Raw genomic sequence first — 20,007 nt, 5'->3', positions numbered from 1 at the left:
CAGAGGAAAGTCTCTGCGCTTCTTTTCTAGACAAAGATAAGTGATACAAGGGGAGAATAGAGAATGAGACAACACATCATGGTCGTAGACGACGACGAGAAAATCACTTCGTTGCTCAGAAGAAGCCTTGCATTTGAGGGTTATGAGGTAACGACGGCAAGCAACGGGATGGAAGGCTTGAAGCTTCTTTTAACAGCGGATCCGGACATGCTTATACTCGATGTCATGATGCCGCAGGTAGACGGCTGGGAAGTATGCCGCCGCGTGCGGGAAGGCGGAAGCGCCGTGCCGATTCTTATGCTGACGGCGAAAGACGATATTTCGGACCGGGTCAAGGGATTGGATGCGGGCGCGGACGATTATTTGATCAAGCCATTTGCGCTGGAGGAGCTTCTGGCCAGAGTGCGTGCTTTGCTGCGCCGCAAATCGGACAAGATTGACGAGTCCAGCAGCAACAAAATTGTGTTTGAGGATCTGGCATTGGATCTGGATTCCCGCGAAGCTATCCGCTCCGGCAGAAGAATCGAGCTGACCGCAAAGGAATACGATTTGCTGCTCTTATTTATGCAGAATCCGCGCCGCGTATTGACGAGAGATGCCATTATGGAGAAGATCTGGGGCTATGATTTCAGCGGCGAGTCCAATGTACTCGAAGTGTACATCGCGATGCTCCGCCAGAAGCTGGAGGAAGGCGGGACCAAGCGGATTATCCAGACCGTGCGCGGAACCGGCTATGTACTGCGGGGAGAGGGTTGATTTCACATGACGATCAGGCTTCGTCTGACTTTATGGTTTTCCGGCATTCTTGCGGCAGCACTTATCGTGTTATGCGTGGCGATTTATTTTTTCGTAAACATGAATACGTACGCTGATACGAAGACACAGCTACGGGATCAGGCTGATTCCTATGACATCGTGAAGTACGAAAACGGATTAAATCAGATTGACCTGAACATTAAGAGAAATTCCCCGTTTTACGAGAAAGATTTTTACGTGCAATTAGTCAACTATAAGGAAGGCGTCATAAAAACCTCCGGTGAGCTTCAAATAAACGGAATTAAGTTCCCGATCCCGGAAGCGAAGACCAATCCGGATTATGGCTATAAAAAAGCGGTTTTGAATACAAATGCGGGCGAAGTTGCGTTTCTAATCTATCAAAAACCAATTCCCAATAATACGGACGGGTCGTTAATTGGCCTGCTTCAAGTTGGCACTGTTGTAGCCAGCGAAGAGAACTACCTGGCCGGACTTCGGGTTATTCTTATATTGTCCTCTTTGATATGCCTTATAATTGCCTTTACTGTTGGTCTCTTTATGGCGCGCAAAGCTCTTCAGCCAATCGAACGGGTCGTCCACGCCACCGAAAAAATCCATAGCGGTTCCGATCTGAGCGTGCGGATTCCGATTGAAGGTCCAAAGGATGAGATCGGCCATTTGGTCTATACCCTGAATATTATGCTATCCCGCATCGAAATGGCGTATAACGGACTGGACGAATCGTATAAAGCGCAGCGAAGATTTGTCTCGGATGCCTCCCATGAGCTGCGTACTCCCCTGACGACGATTCGCGGGAATATCGAATTGCTGCAGCGGATGTGGTCGAAGACGCTTGAACCGGATGAAGCGGGAGATATTGTGCTGGCACTGGATGCCCAGCGCTATGAGCTGTCAAACGAAGCGATGCAGGATATTGCGGCGGAGGCGCGGCGGATGTCCACTCTCGTTAATGACCTTCTTGCTCTGGCAAGAGCGGATGCGGGTTACGAGATGGAGAAAACAACGCAGCCTATGCTTCCGATTGTGGAGGAAGTAGGCCGGAGAGCGGGGCTGCTGCCTCGCAATGCGGAATGGCGGATTGGGGATTTGACCGCGCTGGACGGTTTCCAGGTATACGGTAATGCCGATTACTTGCAGCAGCTTTTGTTTATCTTCATTGAGAATGCATTCAAATACACGCCAAGCGGCTGGATCGAGATGTCGGCGACGCGCCGGGAGAACCAGCTTGGCATTATTATCAAAGATACCGGAATCGGCATGAATCCGAACGAGGTTCCCCATATCTTCGACCGGTTCTACCGGGCGGACGAATCGCGCGGCAAGACCGTTGGCACAGGGCTTGGCCTGTCCATCGCCAAATGGATTATCGATGAGCACCGCGGCTCGATCGAGGTCACGACGATGGAGGAAGAAGGGTCCACGTTTGTCATTTGGCTGCCAATAGACTTTTCCGCCCAGCCTGCTTCGTTTATAATAGAAGGAACCGATCGAATCGAAGACTAACCTTCGTTATTCAGAAAGCAGGTGCAACAAGTGGAGATTGTTAAAATATCGCCGCGCGGCTATTGCTATGGCGTTGTGGATGCCATGGTGCTCGCGCTGCAAACCGCCAAAAACCTGGACCTTCCGCGTCCGATTTATATTCTTGGCATGATTGTTCATAATGCCCATGTGACCGAGGCTTTCGAGCAAGAGGGCGTTATTACGCTTGACGGCGAGAACCGTCTGGAAATTTTGGAGCAGGTGGAGAGAGGTACGGTTATCTTTACGGCCCACGGCGTCTCCCCCGAGGTTCGCAACCGGGCGCGCGAGAAAGGCCTGACCATTGTGGACGCGACCTGCCCGGACGTAACCAAAACGCATGATCTGATCCGGGAGAAAGTCGCCGAGGATTATCATATTATTTATATCGGCAAAAAAGGCCATCCGGAGCCGGAAGGCGCGATTGGCGTAGCGCCGGACCGCGTTCACCTGATTGAGCGCGTTGAGGATATTTCCAAGCTTGACGTGCCTGAAGGCCGTATTATCATTACGAATCAGACGACGATGTCGCAATGGGATATCCGTCATATTATGAGCAAGCTTCTGGAGACGTATCCGAAGGCGGAGATTCATAACGAAATCTGCCTGGCTACGCAAGTACGCCAGGAAGCGGTAGCGGAGCAAGCCGGACAGGCGCAGCTGTGCATCGTTGTTGGCGATCCGCGCAGCAATAACTCCAACCGTCTGGCGCAGGTATCTCAGGAGATCGCGGGCGTGCCGGCTTATCGGGTATCCGACGTGTCGGAGATTGAGCAGGAGTGGCTTAAGGGCATCGAACGCGTTGCCGTAACCTCAGGCGCGTCTACTCCAACTCCGATAACAAAAGAAGTTATCGCATATTTGGAGCAATACGACCATAACGATCCTTCCACGTGGGAGATCAAGCGTACGGTCAACAAGAACAAGCTCCTGCCAACAATCCGTACCAAATCGGCTTCCAGCTCAGCTGAAGCTTAATAGAAGATCGAGTCAATGCGGTGCTCCTTTGCACCGCATTTATTTTTTTAAGCTAGTGCGGCCACTTCCATGGTTAGCCATGCCTTAACGATACGCGGCATCGGAAGGATGTCCGCTCTGCTCCAAAAGTGGAGCTTAACACTGCCGCGTATCGTTAAGGGTAGAACTAGGCGTCAAGCTGAGTAGAGTCAAGTTATCCTAACATCGTCAACGAATGATGTGACGATCTTATTATGTGACAGTAAGTGCGGATCGACCTGGAGAAGGTTTGAAGGCCCAGTTTCCCCGGACTCTTAGGTTGAGTTTTTTATTGTTTTTTGTCAATCAAGCGGTTGCGGCGGAGGAAGTGAATGTTCTGGAGAAGCGGAGATTATGCTTACGAAGTAGCTTTCCTTTGGAAAGCTTGTAGTTCGCCTTGTGAGATAGATTCCAACCTCGGAATAGTTAATTAAGGGAATCTATCGAGCACAGCGATCGTAAGAATATTCACTTCCGTAGCTGCTAAACAGCTGATCTAAGAAAATAATAATTGACGAATCAAGAGTCCATATTGTATATTTGCTTTAACAAGTAAAAGCATAAAAGCCAAAAAGCATAAAAGCGTATAAGCGTTGAAGTGGAAAAGGAGAGATGGACATGATCGTTATTACTAGCCCGCATATTGCTGAAGAGCGTATTCAAGAAATTGTGAACCATATCGAGAGAGCTGGCGTGCAAGCCCATGTATCGAGAGGAACCGACCGGACGGTTATCGGAATTATCGGCAAGGCAGAGCCAACGCTTGCCGAGCATCTCCGCCAAATGAAAGGCGTAGAGAACGTGATCAAGATTTCGAAGTCCTACAAGCTGGCGAGCCGTGACTTTCATCCGGACGACACAGTCATCGATATTAAAGGCGTTAAGATCGGCGGCGACAACCTCGTTATTATGGGCGGTCCTTGCGCGGTCGAATCGCCTGAGCAAATCGATGAGATCGCACGTCTTGTCAAAGCCGCCGGCGGACAGGTGCTCCGCGGCGGTGCGTTCAAGCCTCGCACGGGTCCATACAGCTTCCAAGGCGTTGGCGTGGAAGGTCTGGTCATGATGGCGGAAGCGGGCAAGAAGCATGGCCTGCTCACGATTACGGAGGTTATGACACCAGAGTATGTGGACGTATGCGCCGAATATGCCGATATCCTTCAAGTCGGAACGCGCAACATGCAGAACTTCGACCTGCTCCGCAAGCTTGGCACCATTCAGACTCCGGTGTTATTGAAGCGCGGGTTCAGCGCAACGTATGACGAATTCCTGAACGCGGCGGAATACATCCTCGCAGGCGGCAATCCGAATGTTATGTTATGCGAGCGCGGAATCCGAACGTTCGAAACTTACACAAGAAACACGCTGGACTTGTCCGCGATCCCGGTTCTGCAAGGGCTTAGCCATCTGCCGGTCATCTCGGACCCTAGCCACGGTACAGGACGCCGCGAATTGGTAGAGCCGATGTCCAAAGCCTCCGTTGCGGCAGGGGCGAACGGTCTGATTGTGGAAGTGCACACAGATCCGGATAATTCGATGACAGGTGACGGCGTACAATCCTTGTTCCCAGACCAATTCGCTAATTTATTAAAGGATTTAGAAAAGCTGGCGCCAATCGTCGGCAAGCAATTTAACACTCCGAAAGAACCAGCAGCCGCTTTCGCGGAATGGAAAATTTAAGCCAGTTCTGAAATGCGAAAAGCCGGGAAGCCTTGATACATAAGGCTTCCCGGCTTTTCTGATCGAATGTAAAGGCCTAATTGTGAACAAATGTTTAAACTTGTAAGTATACCTCACATATGAATAAAAAATACCTTACATAAGTATTGACGATGCCAAACCGTAGTTTTATAATTACCTCATAGTTTAGCACGAAAATTGAACGATAACAGTTCAACACTAAGCAAATGTTCGGAAATGGAGGAAATATCTGATGTCAGTTCAAAATGTTTTGAACACAATTCAAGAAAACAACATCCAGTTTGTAGATTTCCGTTTTGTGGATCTCGCTGGTCGCGCGCACCACATTACTCTTCCTGCTACAGAAGTTGACGCTGATACTTTCGTAAACGGAGTAGCATTCGACGGTTCCTCGATCCCAGGTTTCCGCGGTATCGAAGAGTCCGACATGGTAATGATGCCGGATACCGAAGCAGTATTCGTTGATCCTTTCACAGATCATCCTACACTGAACATTATGTGTAACATCCATACACCGGACGGCGAGCGTTACGAGCGTGACCCACGCAGCATCGCTCAAAAAGCGGAAGAATACCTGCAAACGACTGGTATCGGTACTACTGCATTCTTCGCTCCTGAGTCCGAATTCTTCATCTTTGACGAAGTTCGCTACGAAAGCACAATGAACTCTTCTTCCTTCTACGTGGATTCCGAAGAAGCAGGTTGGAACACGAACCGTAAAGAAGAAGGCGGCAACCTTGGCTTTAAAGTTCCTGTAAAAGGCGGCTACGTGCCAGTTGCTCCAGTTGACCAACAACAAGACATCCGCAGCGAAATGGTTCGCCTGATGCAAGAAGTTGGCCTTCGCGTTGAGCGTCATCACCACGAAGTTGCAACTGCCGGTCAAGCAGAAATCAACTTCCGCTTCAGCACTTTGACTAAGACAGCTGACAACCTCATGCTGTACAAATATATCGTTCACAACACAGCTCGCCAATACGGCAAAGTGGCTACTTTCATGCCAAAACCGCTGTTCGGCGACAACGGTTCCGGTATGCACGTTCACTCCTCGATCTTCGACGGCGACACTCCGCTGTTCTATGAAAAAGGCGCTTACGGCAACCTGAGCCAGCTGGCTATGCATTACATCGGCGGTATTCTGCACCACGCACCAGCTCTGATCGCTTTGACGAACCCTTCGACAAACTCGTTCAAACGTCTGGTTCCTGGTTACGAAGCTCCGGTTAACCTCGTATTCTCGAAAGGTAACCGTTCCGCTGCCGTACGTATTCCTATCGCATCGGTAACGCCAAAAGGCTGCCGTATCGAGTTCCGTACTCCGGACTCCACGGCTAACCCTTACCTGGCATTCGCGGCTATGCTGCTTGCTGGTCTGGACGGCATCAAGCGTAAACTGGATCCAGTTGCTCTGGGCTACGGACCATTCGACAAAAACATTTACGAACTGCCAGAAGAAGAGAAGAAAGAAATCCGCAGCGTACCTGGTACACTCGACGAAGCGCTTGACGCTCTTGAAGCGGATTCCGAATTCTTGACTGAAGGTGGCGTATTTACGGAAGAGTTCATCGCTAACTATGTTGCCGTTAAACGCAGCGAAGCTAAAGCGGTATCGATCCGTATTCATCCACACGAGTACAGCCTCTATTTCGGCTGCTAATTCGAAACGCACTTATTCAAGCGGGCTCCCTTGGTGGGAGTCCGCTTTTCTTTTGTCGAATTGTGCAACCGCAAGCGGTTCATACATAGGTCTTTCGCCTAGCCGTGTACGGTATAACGTGATGCCGGTTATGTCGAAGGCTGTCTGATACTGCAGAAAGGGGCTGGAGAGCTCCTCAAGCTTTCCGGCTGAGCATGGTTCGGTAGCGGAATATTTCCTCGCTAAGGTCACGTGAGGCCGGTAAGGACGGGTCTCCGGCGTATAGCCAATACCCGAATGAAGCGATTGGCCAAGCGCTTGATGAAGCCGAAGCAGTTCATCGGGCAGCCGCTTTAAGCCAAGCCATAAGACGGAGGGGCGTTCCTCGCGGCCAAAGCTGCCAAGCTTCGACAACTCCAAAGAGAAGGACAATGAGCGGGAAGCGGCTTCCCGCATCGCCGCCTGTATGGCGGGAATGGAAGAAACGGGCGTGTCTCCGATAAAATGAAGCGTGATATGGAGGTCCCGGGGATCCACCCATTTCTGAAAAGAGAGCCGATTCTGCCAATCGGGCAAATGGCTAACGATTTGTCCGGTAATGTTTGCTGGAATGGATATTGCGGTGAAAATCCGAATATTTTCTGCCATGTGAATAATCTCCGTTCGACTTTTTGTCACTAACATTATGTAAATGTACTTGAAGAGAGCCGGTAAAATTGCTATCATAATCAATATCATGTGAGATGTTTAACAAAAACAAAAGGTGGGTAACGGAAATGAAACGAGCCTATAATTTCAATGCAGGACCGGCCGCTTTACCGCTTGAGGTGCTGCAGCAGGCGCAAGAGCAATTTGTCGAATATCAGGGCGCGGGGATGTCCATCATGGAAATGTCCCACCGCAGCGCACTTTATGAGCAAGTGAACAACGAATCACAAGCACTCATGCGCGAATTGTTCGGTATTCCGGATAACTATCACGTTCTTTTCCTTCAAGGCGGCGCAAGCCAGCAGTTTGCCATGATTCCAATGAACCTGCTTTCCGCGGGCCGTCCCGGCGCTTACGTCAAGACTGGCGCTTGGGCTGACAAAGCCATCAAGGAAGCGAAGCTGGTCGGCGAGACGGTCATTGCCGCTTCGTCGGAAAACGACAATTTCATGCGTATGCCAAGCATTAATGATTTCGTTGTGCCCGAGAATGCCGCTTACCTTCATTTGACATCCAATGAAACCATCGGAGGCGTACAGTTCCAGGAGTTCCCGACGAACCTTGGCAATGTTCCGCTTGTAGCCGATATGTCCAGCGATATTTTAAGCCGTCCTATTGATATTAGCAAATTTGGTCTTATCTATGCCGGAGCGCAAAAAAATCTCGGTCCATCCGGCGTTACGGTTGTTATCGTACGCGATGACCTTGTTCAAGAAAGCCCGAAAAACATCCCGGCTATCTTCCGTTACGATACCCATGCGAAGAACAAGTCGCTTTACAATACGCCGCCATCCTTCTCGGTATATATGGTTAACCTGGTTTTGAAATGGATCAAAGGCAACGGCGGAGTTGCCGCGATGGAGCAGCTCAACCGTGATAAAACAAAGCTGATTTATGACGCGATCGACCAAAGCAATGGCTACTACGTTGGATGCGCTCATCAAGACAGCCGTTCGCTTATGAACATTACTTTCCGTATGCAAAACGAAGAGCTGGAGAAGCAATTCGTGAAGGAATCGGAGCAACACGGCTTTGTTGGCCTGAAGGGCCACCGCGATGTTGGCGGTCTGCGCGCTTCGACGTACAACGCCGTGCCGCACGAGAGCTGCAAAGCGCTTGCTGAATTTATGGCTGATTTCCAGCGCCGTAACGGTTAAGAAATGAACAAAGACCGCCATTTCCGCAAACCGGAAAGGCGGTCTTCCTTGTTAGAGGTGTTTATGCAAGCGACGAATCGGCCATATTAGGGGCGTGAAGCTTGTATCCGACATTGCGGACCGTCATAATGTACTCGGGCGTTCTTGCGTTTTGCTCGATTTTATCTCGAAGATGGCTGATATGAACGTCAACGATTCGCGTATCGCCGAGGAAGTGGTAATCCCACACCCCATGGAGCAGCTGCTGACGGCTTAATACTTTGCCTCTATGCTTGCATAAGAAAAGAAGAAGCTCGAATTCCTTGGGTGTCAGCTCTATGGTGCGGCCATCGATCAGCACTTCACGCTGTTCGGCGCGTACCGTCAATCTGCCGATATCGAACGACGTTGATTCAGCTTGACCCGGAAGGGACTGAATGCGGCGGAATATCGCCTGAATACGGGAGATCAGCTCTTGCGGGCTAAATGGCTTTGTCATGTAATCGTCGGCTCCGTTATCAAGCCCGGCGATTTTGTCCGTAACGTCCTGCAGGGCAGTCAGCATTACGATTGGCACCGCATTGCTCTGTTTGCGCAGCTCACGGCATACTTGAATGCCATCCATCTTCGGAAGCATCAAATCGAGTACGATCAGGTCAGGACGGAATGGCTTTAACATCTCGAATACGGCTTCGCCATCGCTTACGCACCGGACATCATAACCGGCGAGCTTCAAGTTAAATTCGATAAGCATGGAGATGGACGGCTCGTCATCAACGACCAATATTTTCTTTTTCATCGTATCTATTCTCCTTTTGCCTCCTACAAGATGTTTTCATTATGGGGGAAGACATTTATGCGGAGATTAAGAGTACGTTAACCTAATGTAAAAATTGCCTCTTTGGCACTGGTGCGATAACGCAGTGTTTCGTGTATAATGACATAGAATGTGAGGTTGGTACAGATATGGCTTTTCATATTGTTTTGGTTGAACCTGAAATTCCTGCTAACACGGGCAATATCGCCCGGACTTGCGCCGCAACAGGCGCGTTTCTTCATCTTGTACGTCCCCTTGGTTTCCAGACCGATGACCGCACTCTTAAGCGCGCCGGACTGGATTATTGGCATGCGGTTCATGTGGAATACCATGATTCCTTCAAGGAGCTGCAGGATGCGAATCCAAACGGCAGATTCTTTTACGCAAGCACAAGAGCTACGAAGGTGTACACGGAGTTTGAATTCCAAGACGGAGATTTCTTCGTGTTCGGCAAGGAGACGAAAGGGCTGCCGCAGGAGCTGATTGACGCGAATCTGGATACTTGCATGCGGATGCCGATGACGGGAGATGTCCGGTCGCTGAACCTTTCCAACTCGGCGGCTATTATTGTGTATGAGGCATTACGCCAGAATAAGTTCCCGGGAATGGACTGAATTTACATAATATTAAGGACTATCCTTGTTTAGGAAGGAATCTGTAAAAGGCCATCGAAAGTCTACTGTGCTATGTTTCACAACGTTAGCTTGCAAATCCAGTCATAAAGAGGTGAAAAGATGAAACCAGCAGGTGTGGTTAGAAAGGTGGACCAGCTCGGGCGAATTGTCCTTCCTAAATCACTTCGTAAACGGTATCAAATGAATGAGGGGGATCCTGTAGAGATTTTAGTGCAAGGCGACCATATTATTTTGGAACGTTACCGTCCGAGATGCGTGTTCTGCGGATCAATGGAAGAAGTGAAGGAGTTCAAGGACCGTTATTTATGCGAGCCGTGCATGAATGAAATGGGACAGCTTCATAACCGTTAACCGGATTCTATCCTCCATAAAGCACTCATACAAACATACGATGAAAAAAAAGAAGCTTCTCCTGCATGCAGGGTAAGCTTCTTTTTTTGAATTCCAAGAATTTATAAGTGCTGTCTTATAAATGGCTTAGAATTCGGGCTTGGCCTTTGTTTAAAGGCCTTTGGTCTTGTCGTCGTTGTACGATGACGTCAAGATGGCAGTCAGGAACAAAATAAAGACTGTCATAACAATAACGAAAGTAATAGACATTTTGTGCACCTCCGATATGCTAGCTTCATTATAACCAAGTATTAGGGAAAAGAAAACGTTTAAGTTTGCATGGATTCTTTTTATTATGCGACAATAGTGACAGTGCAAATCATGATTTTTTATTGCGGGAGGAGAAGAAAAATATGGAGTTTCGCTTTGCATCAAGAATGACGCAGGTTAAGTCTTCCGTCGTGAGGGATATTCTGAAGCTGACGCAAGGCAATGACATCGTATCCTTTGCCGGCGGTCTGCCGGCGGAAGAGCTTTTTCCCGTACAGGCTGTCAGGGAAGCCGCGGACCGAGCGATCTCCGCCGGTACAAGCGCGCTGCAGTATGGGCTTACCGAGGGTTACCTGCCGCTGCGGGAGCAGCTGTGCGTCCGCATGGCCCAGAAGGGGATGAACGTGCAGCCCGATGACATGATTATTACGACAGGCTCCCAGCAAGCGATCAGCCTGCTTGTCCAGGTTCTGACCGAGCCGGGGGATACGGTGCTTGTTGAACGGCCTACCTATTTAGCCTGCCTGCAAGTGTTTGAGCTGCATGGTCTAAAGGTTGTAGCCGCGGAAAGCGATGAGCATGGCATGATTCCGGAGGATGTGGAACGTCTGGTCCGCCAGCATAAGCCGAAGTTTATATATGCCGTTCCGACCTTCGGCAATCCGACGGGCAACGTGTGGAGCCTGGAAAGAAGGCACCAGCTCCTGCGTATTTGCGCCGGCCATCAAGTGCCTATTATTGAAGATGATCCTTACGGCGAGCTGAAATACGATGAACACGAGGCTTTCCCAACCCTGTTTGCGCTTGACCAGAAGCAATACGGGAGCGGCGTTGTTATTTATACGAGCACCTTTTCGAAAATCGTGGCTCCCGCACTTCGCACCGGCTGGGCGATCGGCGATGCCCGGGTAATCAAGATGCTTGCAAAAGCAAAGCAAGCGGCAGATCTGCAGTCCAGCACGATGGATCAGCAGATCTTGAGCCAGCTGCTTGCGCATTTCCCGCTCGACGAGCATATACGGATTATCTCGGAATCCTACGGGGACCGGATGCGGGAGATGCAAAGCCTGATCAAAGAGCAAAAAATCGAAGGGCTGCATTGGATCGAGCCGAAGGGCGGCATGTTCCTGTGGATGGAGCTTCCCGAGGGACTGGATGCGGAAGCGCTGCTGCGGGTTGCGGTATCGAAGGGCGTAGCTTTTGTGCCGGGCAGCGCCTTTTACGCGTATGATCCGAAACGAAACACAGCGCGGCTTAATTTCACCCATAATAAAGGGGAGAGAACGGTGCTTGGCGTTGCGCGCCTGGCGGAAGCGATCCGCGAGTTTACGGCTCGTAGCTAAAGGGGACTCCCTTCGCGCGTTTGGTCGTCTTGCCTTTGGAGGCTTTAGGAGCTTTCGGTTTTTGTGCTTTAACGGGCTTCGGCTCGGGTGCCGGCGGGAGAGTGAAGGTCTCTTTCCATTCTGCGATCACCTCGGCATATTCCGCCAAGGCTAAGGCGCCGGCTGCCGTTAGCCGATATTGGCCTCGCCCTACCTTTTCGAACCAAAGATAATAATTGCTGCGCAGCATCGAGGCGCTTTGCGGATTGCCCGTCAGCGACGCCAGCTGGCTTGGCGACAGGATGCCGGCTTGCTGCAAGGCATAGGCGGCCCGGAGCGCCTTCTCCCGATAGGCCGTAACGAGCTTGCGGCCGGTGCTGCCGCCTACATTGTAATCGCCGCTCCGTTCCCGGAACTCCCGGAGGAGCCGTGCCTGGCGCGTTCTTCGGATGCCGCGCTTTGGCATCTCGCCGGGCTCGCACAGCATTTCGATCAGCGGCGCTTTGGTCTTGAAGAAGGTGACGGTCATTAAACCAAGACCAAGCATCCGGCACAGCTCCGTTATATCGCCGAAGCGCTGGTTATGGGCGCCGCTTTTCTTGCGGTTGCGCTCTACGGCGAGCACAACATGATCATTTATGCGTAAGCGTTCAATCCCTTGCAGCAGCAAGGCGAGATTGAACGTTTTTTTCATTTCGACAACAACCGCCTCGCTGCCATCCGGCTTCATCGCAACCAAATCGCAGTGTAGAACCTCGCTTTTTACCGTAAAGCCTAGCTTTTCGTAGTAGGCCTTGATGGGGCTGTACAGCTCCTCTTCCTTGTTAACTGCCATGTTAATTCCCCTCTTTCTCCCCTCATTATAGCAAATGCTTGTCGTTATTTGCCGGATTGCCGCCTAAAATAGTGGTCAATTTCCTACATAACTAAGCATAGGATTGTAATACTTCAGTAAAAAGTTGGTCCACACGATCAATGATGTAGAGATAATCCCGGGCGGAATGAAAACTAGCGGATTGCGGAAGCGATGGGAGGAGGCACGGCATGGACATTTTCAAGCGAATATCGGAGTATCAGACAGAGAGTGAAAAGCTTGCGTGGACGGGATCTTTCAGAGAATATATTCAATTGCTTAGAGAGGACCCGACCCCGGCCATGACTGCGCACGCGCGCGTCTATGAGATGATTGAATCTTTTGGGGTAGAGGACGATAACGGAAGGAAGCGTTATAAGTTCTTCGAACAGGAAATTTTCGGTCTCGACCGCGCCGTGGAGAAGCTGGTGGAGGAATACTTCCACTCGGCTGCCAGAAGGCTGGATGTCCGTAAACGGATCCTGCTTCTCATGGGGCCGGTCAGCGGCGGCAAATCCACCATTGTAACGATGCTGAAGAAAGGGCTGGAGCGTTTCTCCAGAACGGAGAAGGGAGCTATTTACGCCATTAAAGGCTGCCCGATGCATGAAGAGCCGCTGCACTTGATCCCGCATGAGCTTCGTCCAGAGATTGAGAAGGAGCTTGGTGTCCGTATCGAAGGCAACCTGTGCCCTTCCTGCCAAATGAGGCTTCGGGTTGAATACGATGGAGATATAGAGAACGTCATTGTCGAACGCGTGCTTGTGTCGGAGGAAAACCGGGTGGGTATCGGTACATTCAGCCCTTCCGATCCGAAGTCGCAGGATATTGCCGACTTGACAGGCAGTATCGACTTCTCGACGATTACGGAGTTCGGCTCGGAATCCGATCCGCGCGCGTACCGCTTCGACGGGGAGCTCAACAAAGCGAACCGCGGCCTGATGGAATTCCAGGAGATGCTGAAGTGCGACGAGAAGTTCCTGTGGAACCTGCTCTCGCTGACGCAGGAGGGGAATTTCAAGGCGGGCAGGTTTGCGCTTATCTCGGCCGACGAGCTGATCATCGCCCATACGAACGAATCCGAGTACAAGTCGTTTATAAGCAATAAGAAAAACGAGGCGCTCCAGTCGCGTATGATTGTAATGCCGATTCCATACAACCTCAAAGTGTCCGAGGAAGAGAAGATTTATACGAAGCTGATTGGCCAAAGCGACATGAAGCATATTCACATCTCGCCGCATTCCCTGAAATCGGCAGCTATCTTCTCCATCCTTACCCGCCTGAAGGAAACGAAGAAACAAGGCATGGACCTTGTGAAGAAGATGAGAATGTACGACGGCGAAGAGGTTGAAGGCTTCAAGGAAGCCGATCTGAAGGAAATGCAAAACGAGTACATTGAAGAAGGAATGACCGGCATTGACCCTCGTTACGTCATTAACCGGATATCGAGCGCTCTGATCAAGCAGGATATGCAGTGTATCAATGCCCTCGATGTACTGCGGGCATTGAAGGACGGTCTTGACCAGCATCCTTCGATTACGAAGGAGGAGCGGGAAAGATACCTGAATTTCATCTCGGTAGCGCGCAAGGAGTACGATAACCTGGCCAAGAAGGAAATTCAGAAGGCGTTTGTCTATTCCTTTGAAGAGTCCGCCCGGACTTTGTTTGAGAACTATCTCGATAACATTGAATCCTATTGCAACTGGACCAAAATCAAGGATCCGCTTACCGGCGAAGAAATGGATCCGGATGAGCGCCTGATGCGGTCTATTGAAGAGCAGATCGGCGTATCCGAGAATGCGAAAAAAGCGTTCCGCGAGGAAATTCTGATCCGCATCTCTTCGTACTCCCGGAAAGGGAAGAAGTTCGATTTCACTAGCCATGAGCGTCTGCGCGAGGCCGTTGAGAAGAAGCTGTTCGCCGACCTGAAGGATATCGTGAAAATTACGACTTCGACCAAAACGCCGGATGAAAGCCAGCTGAAGCGCATTAACGAAGTGACCAAACGGTTGATTGACGAACACGGCTACTGCCCGGTATGCGCAAACGAGCTGCTGCGGTACGTGGGGAGTCTCTTGAATCGTTAAATAATCTCATAAAGCGGTGCAGGGAGTATCCTGCATCGCTTTTTTGCTTTCGGCGCAATGGATTCAAAGGAACTCCTCTTTCGTCATGAAGAATACAAGAATGCTTACAAGCCGGTTCCCTATTTTCCGATATAATCTTTATAAGACAACGGTCAATGCTTACGATGTAAGAATTGCCGCAAAAAGCGTGTAACCATTCTTTGAAGGGGAGATTAGATCTATGATTAAAGTCTCGGGAGAACGCCGCAGGCAGTTGGAATATACCCGTATTACGGAAGAGGATTTGAAAAGGCTCGCCGACTGCAAGCCGATATTCGAACAAGTCGTCGAAGAGGTTGTGAACCGCTTCTATGACAACATTGGACAACAGCCGCATTTGATGCACATTATCTCGAATGTAAGTACCATTGAACGGCTTAAACAGACACAGCGCGGTTATTGGCTGTCCCTGGCATCCGGTGTCATTGATCAGGATTACATCGAGAATCGCATTACGATCGGGCTTGTCCATTCCCGGATCGGCCTGACGACCGACTGGTATCTGGGAAGCTACATGACTTATCTGGATATCGCCGCAACGGTCCTGCAGCTTGCGATCCCGGAGAGATGGACCTCCGTGCTTCACTCCTTGTCCAAGATGTTTAACCTGGATTCGCAGCTGGTGCTTGAAGCGTATAACCGGGCCGAGCAGTCTTTGATTCAGGAGCTGGCTGATCAAAGATCGGTTATGCTCACTACCATAACGGAGTCGGTGCAGCAGCTGGCCGGCCTGATGACGGAGCTTGACCAAGGAGCCAAGTCGATTGCCGAAGCGGCCGTGTCCACTTCCCAGTCGCAGGACCGCTCGCATGATCTGCTCGGAGATCTGCAGGAGGAGCTGGCGGGTATTACCGAAATGGGGCTGCTTATCCGCGGGATTGCAGACCAGACGCATCTTCTTGGCCTGAATGCCGCTATTGAGGCGGCGCGTGCCGGCGAGATGGGACGAGGCTTCGAGGTTGTGGCCAACGAGGTCCGCAAGCTTGCCGCAAACTCGCGTTCCGCGCTGGAAACCATCCAGACGAATCTGGACGAAATTCATAAGAAGATTCATCTGGTTCAGATGGAATCGGAGAAAACCTCGGTCGAAGCCCGCAATCAAGCGGCGAGATCCCAGGAGCTTGCCGTATTCGTGCATACCGTGGACACCGTTACAAAAGATTTACGCCAATTGAATACATAACAAGAGAATAGGCATAGGATATAAAGCAGGGTTTCTTCGCCAGCGCAGAAGCTCTGCTTTCGTGCTATAAAAGTTGACATGAAAATCCAATTCTTGTATGATAAATCTAACAAAAATTTACTTTCATTAAGGTTATTAAATATTTCATGTAAGTTAATATGACATTATGGGTTATGAGCCAACTTTGGAAGTCATCAATGAGGCGTCAGGGAAGGTGCTGTACCATCATGGAGGAGGCGGTTGGCATGTCGACGGCCAAACAGTCGCAATCGCAATATTACGATTCGCAATCATTTTACGATGAAATGTTCGAGAAAGACTTTTCGGTTCGTCCCCACTATGACAATATCCATCGGTTGTTCGCCAAAATGAAGCCGTCGGAATTGACGATGAGGCAGCATGCTCTCAATCAGCGCATGATGGAAGAAGGAATCACCTTTACCCTGTATAGTCCGAGCCAAAGCGAACCTCTGGAAAGAACCATTCCCTTTGATTACATCCCTCGCGTTATCCCCAAGCATGAATGGGAAGCCGTGGACCGCGGCGTTTGTCAACGGACCAAAGCGCTTAATATGTTCATCCACGATATTTACCACGCCCAGCGCATTGTATCCGACGGGGTTATTCCAAGACAAATGATCGTATCTAACGTATATTTTCGTCCGGAAATGATGGGGTTAGACGTTCCGGGAGGCGTGTATATCACCTCCTCCGGCATAGATTTAATTAGAGACGAGAAAGGCCGCTATTTCGTCCTCGAGGACAATCTCCGTTCGCCTTCCGGTTACTCGTATTTGTTCAAGGGCCGCACCATCATGAGCGAGCTGTTTCATGATTTATACTTGTCCTCCTCCGTCCAAAGCATTGAGCGAAGCCTGAACTATTTCCTCCGTTCTTTGCGTTCCCTTGCGCCTAACGGGAAGAAGGATCCGCTAATCGCGCTTCTTACTCCGGGCTCTTACAATTCCGCCTATTACGAGCATACCTTCCTTGCGCAGCAGCTGGGCATTCATTTGGTTGAAGGCCGTGACCTCGTCTATAAGGATCATAAAATTTATTTGCGCGATCTGAGAGGCCTTCGCCAGGTGGATGTCATTTACCGCCGGATAGACGATGATTTTCTTGATCCGCTTGCCTTCCAGCCGGATTCGCTGCTAGGGGTTCCGGGGCTCATGAACGCTTACCGCGCCGGCAATATCGCAATAGCGAATGCGCCGGGTACGGGGGTTGCGGACGATAAGGCAGTGTATGCTTACGTTCCGGATATGATTCGTTATTATCTCGGAGAAGAGCCGATTCTGCATAACGTGCCGACTTATCTGTTATCCCGGAAGGAAGAGCGCGACTACGTTCTGGATCATCTGGACCAGCTGGTCGTGAAGGAGACCTCCCTCTCCGGGGGGTACGGCATGCTGATTGGTCCGACGGCTTCTCCAAAGGAAGTGAAGGAGTTCGCGGAAGCGATCAAAAAGGATCCCGGCCGTTACATCGCCCAGACCACCATGAAGCTGTCGCGCGCGCCTGTCATGATTGACGGGCAAATGACTCCTCGCCATATCGATCTGAGGGCCTTTGCGCTAATGGGGGAGGATTCCACCCATGTAATTCCGGGCGGGCTTACCCGCGTCGCTTTGCGGGAAGGCTCGCTCGTTGTCAATTCTTCGCAAGGCGGAGGAGTCAAGGATACATGGGTGTTAAATCGTTAAAAGTTTCAATCAAGAAACGGGGGTATCGCTGTGCTTAATCGAAACGCTGAAGCGTTGTTTTGGATCGGACGCTATATGGAACGGGCGGAGAACCATGCAAGATTAATTGATGTCCACTATCACCTGCAGGCAGAAGATGAACTAGGCGTTGAAGCTTGCGGTCAGGACGGCGAGAGCAGGGAAATTCCATGCAAGTGGACCCGGATTGTCGACGCTCTGGGCAGCAGATACGCTTATGAACAGCAATACGGCAGCTATACGGAGCAAGACGTTCTTCATTACATTACGCTTGACCGGGATAACGCCAACTCGCTGGTCTCTTGTGTAAGCCATGCCCGAGGCAATCTCCGCACGCTGCGGGAGAAGGTGCCAAGCGAGCTGTGGGATACGATTAATGCGTTCTACTTATGGCTGCGCGAGAAACAGCCGGAGGACTTGATGAAGGAATCGCCTCATTTGTTCTATGGGCGGATTAAGGAATGGGCGGCTTTGTTCCAAGGCTTATGCCAGTCGGTAATGCCCCGCGAGAACGAATGGCATTTCATCGAATGCGGGCGTTTCCTGGAGCGGTCGGAGAACACGCTTCGGATTATTAAAGCAGTAGGCAATGCCGCCGTTGGAGACGGCTGGAACAATGCCGGCGCTTATCCGTATTTGCAGGCGGTCCTGAAATCGCTGAGCGGTTATCATTCGTTCCGCCGATACTATGCGGACGGCATGTCTGTCGAATCGATTGTGGAATTCGTCATTCTGAACCAATCCTTCCCTCGTTCCGTTCATTTCTCCTTTCATGCCCTCGACGAGCACATGAAGCTCATTGAACTGTCGGATAAACAGCTCCGCAGCGCCCATGACCGAATCATCCGCCAGGTGGCGAAGGTAAAGGCGGACCTGGCTTGTCTGGAGCATGACGATATGATCGTCGACCGGAACGGGTCGATCGTTGGCCATTTGCTCGAGGCATGCCAGATGCTGGGGCAATCCTTTGCCAAAACCTTTTTTCGCATGGGGGAGGCAAGCGCATGAAGCTGAATATATCACACGTGACGCAATACGAATACGAGGAGTCTGCGACGGACAGTGTCAATGAGATCAGGCTCACGCCAAGCACCAATGAACGTCAGTCCTGCTACCAGCAGGCCATCTTCATTGAGCCGAATGCCTCGCTCTTCAGTTACGAGGATTACTTCGGCAACCGCGTGCATTCCTTCTCGGTGAATCCGCCGCATAAGCGTCTGACGATCCGGACGCAAATGACGGTCGTTACGAGGCATGCGCCTAGCCCGGAGGAGCAAGCGGCTCTTCTGAACGGCAAGCTTGCCAGGGAGGCGTGGGCATGGCTGGAGACGGAGGAGGCGGCTAACCGCTTCGCGGAGTTTCTGCTGCCGACCGGTTACGCGGACGTAACGGCTGATGTAAAGCGATATGCGGATAGCGTATATGCCAAAGAGAGCAAGGATATGAGCGTGTTGAGCTGGCTCATTTCGTTGTCCGGAAAGATCAGAGCCGAATTTATTTACGATCCGGAAGCTACGACGGTTACAACCAGAGCCAGCGATTTGATCGAACGCAAACGAGGGGTATGCCAGGATTTCGCCCATCTTATGATCGCGTGCTGCCGGACTCATCGGATTCCGGCCCGTTACGTAAGCGGCTATCACTTTGTCGGGGATCTCCAGGGCGGAAGCGCCGATTTCGAGCAGGCCTCCCATGCCTGGGTGGAGGCGTATGTGCCAATGCTTGGCTGGTGCAGCTTTGATCCGACGAACGAAGCGCCGGTTGGGGAGCGGTATGTCAAGCTGGGGCATGGCCGGGACTACAAGGATATTGTGCCGGTAAAGGGAGTGTACCGCGGAAGAGGGCAGCAGAACCTAAAGGTAACGGTAGATGTACGCAGAGTCGAGGATTAACGGGATGACGATTTAAATAAGGCTGCTTTCGCAGGTTCAGTTGAGTGGATTGAACCAATGAAAGCAGCCTTTTATTTATGTCTCTATCCAAGAAAATAATCGAGCTCGACTTCAACCTCTTCGATGACGACATCCGTGATCCGCTGGTCCCGCGTAAATCGCCACTGTTCGTAATAATCCTCTTTCATATAGACATGAACCATAAACCTTGGTCCTACGTTAAACATAACCCTGTAACCTATGAATTTATCTTTGGACAACGGTATCACCTCGGAAGTCTTATTGCGCGTTAGTAGGTACTAGAAAAATTATAGTAAAGAAAGAGAGAATTTGCTATAAGCGGATATCTTGCTTACTTGGGCGAGTTTTCCTAAATTTTT

The 20,007-nt window shown here is 50.7% G+C and carries 18 protein-coding genes; 14 read left to right on the top strand and 4 right to left on the bottom strand.

Going from position 1 to position 20,007, the window contains the following annotated elements:
- The first annotated feature begins 63 nt into the window (after window positions 1-63).
- The 5 genes from EV294_RS14195 (at window position 64) to glnA (ending at window position 6,652) form a co-directional block, all read left to right on the top strand.
- Window positions 64-756: a response regulator transcription factor gene (locus EV294_RS14195; RefSeq protein WP_132307786.1), complete on the top strand. Its 693-nt coding sequence runs from the start codon at window positions 64-66 to the stop codon at window positions 754-756.
- Window positions 757-762: 6 nt separating this feature from the next.
- The gene (locus EV294_RS14190) at window positions 763-2,280 is read left to right on the top strand and encodes a sensor histidine kinase (protein WP_132307784.1); all 1,518 of its coding nucleotides are present in this window, start codon (window positions 763-765) and stop codon (window positions 2,278-2,280) included.
- A 30-nt stretch (window positions 2,281-2,310) separates the two neighbouring features.
- Window positions 2,311-3,276 carry a 4-hydroxy-3-methylbut-2-enyl diphosphate reductase gene (locus EV294_RS14185; RefSeq protein ID WP_132307783.1) on the top strand — a complete coding sequence of 322 codons (966 nt, stop codon included), beginning with the start codon at window positions 2,311-2,313 and terminating at the stop codon, window positions 3,274-3,276.
- Window positions 3,277-3,912: 636 nt separating this feature from the next.
- On the top strand, window positions 3,913-4,974 hold the full coding sequence (gene aroF / locus EV294_RS14180; RefSeq protein ID WP_132307782.1) for a 3-deoxy-7-phosphoheptulonate synthase: 1,062 nt from the start codon (window positions 3,913-3,915) through the stop codon (window positions 4,972-4,974).
- A gap of 253 nt (window positions 4,975-5,227) precedes the next feature.
- Window positions 5,228-6,652 (top strand): type I glutamate--ammonia ligase, encoded by a 1,425-nt coding sequence (gene glnA / locus EV294_RS14175; protein ID WP_132307781.1) that lies wholly within the window; start codon window positions 5,228-5,230, stop codon window positions 6,650-6,652.
- Window positions 6,653-6,664: 12 nt separating this feature from the next.
- On the opposite strand, the gene thpR is transcribed toward glnA, so the two are convergent.
- Window positions 6,665-7,279, bottom strand: a complete 615-nt coding sequence (gene thpR / locus EV294_RS14170) for an RNA 2',3'-cyclic phosphodiesterase (protein ID WP_165930683.1) — start codon at window positions 7,277-7,279, stop codon at window positions 6,665-6,667.
- Between the two features lie 128 nt (window positions 7,280-7,407).
- Between thpR and serC the strand changes: the two genes are divergently transcribed.
- Entirely contained in the window at window positions 7,408-8,496 is a 1,089-nt protein-coding gene (gene serC, locus EV294_RS14165; RefSeq protein WP_132307779.1) for a 3-phosphoserine/phosphohydroxythreonine transaminase, read from the top strand.
- 61 nt (window positions 8,497-8,557) lie between these two features.
- Here serC and EV294_RS14160 read toward each other — a convergent pair whose 3' ends face one another.
- Window positions 8,558-9,274: a response regulator transcription factor gene (locus tag EV294_RS14160; RefSeq protein WP_132307778.1), complete on the bottom strand. Its 717-nt coding sequence runs from the start codon at window positions 9,272-9,274 to the stop codon at window positions 8,558-8,560.
- 167 nt (window positions 9,275-9,441) lie between these two features.
- Between EV294_RS14160 and trmL the strand changes: the two genes are divergently transcribed.
- The 3 genes from trmL (at window position 9,442) to EV294_RS14145 (ending at window position 11,870) form a co-directional block, all read left to right on the top strand.
- A complete protein-coding gene (trmL, locus tag EV294_RS14155; RefSeq protein WP_132307777.1) occupies window positions 9,442-9,906 on the top strand; it encodes a tRNA (uridine(34)/cytosine(34)/5-carboxymethylaminomethyluridine(34)-2'-O)-methyltransferase TrmL in 465 nt (154 codons plus the stop codon).
- 120 nt (window positions 9,907-10,026) lie between these two features.
- Window positions 10,027-10,278, top strand: a complete 252-nt coding sequence (locus EV294_RS14150; protein WP_132307776.1) for an AbrB/MazE/SpoVT family DNA-binding domain-containing protein — start codon at window positions 10,027-10,029, stop codon at window positions 10,276-10,278.
- 392 nt (window positions 10,279-10,670) lie between these two features.
- Window positions 10,671-11,870 (top strand): aminotransferase-like domain-containing protein, encoded by a 1,200-nt coding sequence (locus EV294_RS14145; RefSeq protein ID WP_132307775.1) that lies wholly within the window; start codon window positions 10,671-10,673, stop codon window positions 11,868-11,870.
- Here the strand turns inward: EV294_RS14145 and EV294_RS14140 are convergent.
- Window positions 11,854-12,684: a DUF2161 family putative PD-(D/E)XK-type phosphodiesterase gene (locus EV294_RS14140; protein WP_132307773.1), complete on the bottom strand. Its 831-nt coding sequence runs from the start codon at window positions 12,682-12,684 to the stop codon at window positions 11,854-11,856. The genes EV294_RS14145 and EV294_RS14140 overlap by 17 nt on opposite strands.
- 209 nt (window positions 12,685-12,893) lie before the next feature.
- On the opposite strand from EV294_RS14140, the gene EV294_RS14135 reads away from it, so the two are divergent.
- From EV294_RS14135 to EV294_RS14115, 5 genes are all read left to right on the top strand, one after another.
- A complete protein-coding gene (locus EV294_RS14135) occupies window positions 12,894-14,789 on the top strand; it encodes a PrkA family serine protein kinase (RefSeq protein ID WP_132307771.1) in 1,896 nt (631 codons plus the stop codon).
- A 220-nt stretch (window positions 14,790-15,009) separates the two neighbouring features.
- A complete protein-coding gene (locus tag EV294_RS14130) occupies window positions 15,010-16,011 on the top strand; it encodes a globin-coupled sensor protein (protein WP_132307769.1) in 1,002 nt (333 codons plus the stop codon).
- Window positions 16,012-16,256: 245 nt separating this feature from the next.
- Entirely contained in the window at window positions 16,257-17,717 is a 1,461-nt protein-coding gene (locus EV294_RS14125; protein WP_132307767.1) for a circularly permuted type 2 ATP-grasp protein, read from the top strand.
- 30 nt (window positions 17,718-17,747) lie between these two features.
- Window positions 17,748-18,743, top strand: coding sequence for an alpha-E domain-containing protein (locus EV294_RS14120; RefSeq protein ID WP_132307765.1), 996 nt, complete (start codon window positions 17,748-17,750; stop codon window positions 18,741-18,743).
- Window positions 18,740-19,627 carry a transglutaminase family protein gene (locus EV294_RS14115; RefSeq protein ID WP_132307763.1) on the top strand — a complete coding sequence of 296 codons (888 nt, stop codon included), beginning with the start codon at window positions 18,740-18,742 and terminating at the stop codon, window positions 19,625-19,627. Before EV294_RS14120 ends, EV294_RS14115 begins: the two co-directional genes overlap by 4 nt.
- Window positions 19,628-19,710: 83 nt before the next feature.
- Here EV294_RS14115 and EV294_RS30290 read toward each other — a convergent pair whose 3' ends face one another.
- Window positions 19,711-19,854 carry a hypothetical protein gene (locus EV294_RS30290; protein ID WP_165930682.1) on the bottom strand — a complete coding sequence of 48 codons (144 nt, stop codon included), beginning with the start codon at window positions 19,852-19,854 and terminating at the stop codon, window positions 19,711-19,713.
- Between the last annotated feature and the right edge of the window lie 153 nt (window positions 19,855-20,007).

Origin of the sequence: Paenibacillus sp. BK033, from assembly GCF_004345425.1 — a bacterium.
Classification (GTDB): Bacteria; Bacillota; Bacilli; order Paenibacillales; family Paenibacillaceae; genus Pristimantibacillus.
Note: the sequence above shows the minus strand (reverse complement) of the source record. Positions and strands in the feature narration are given on the sequence as shown.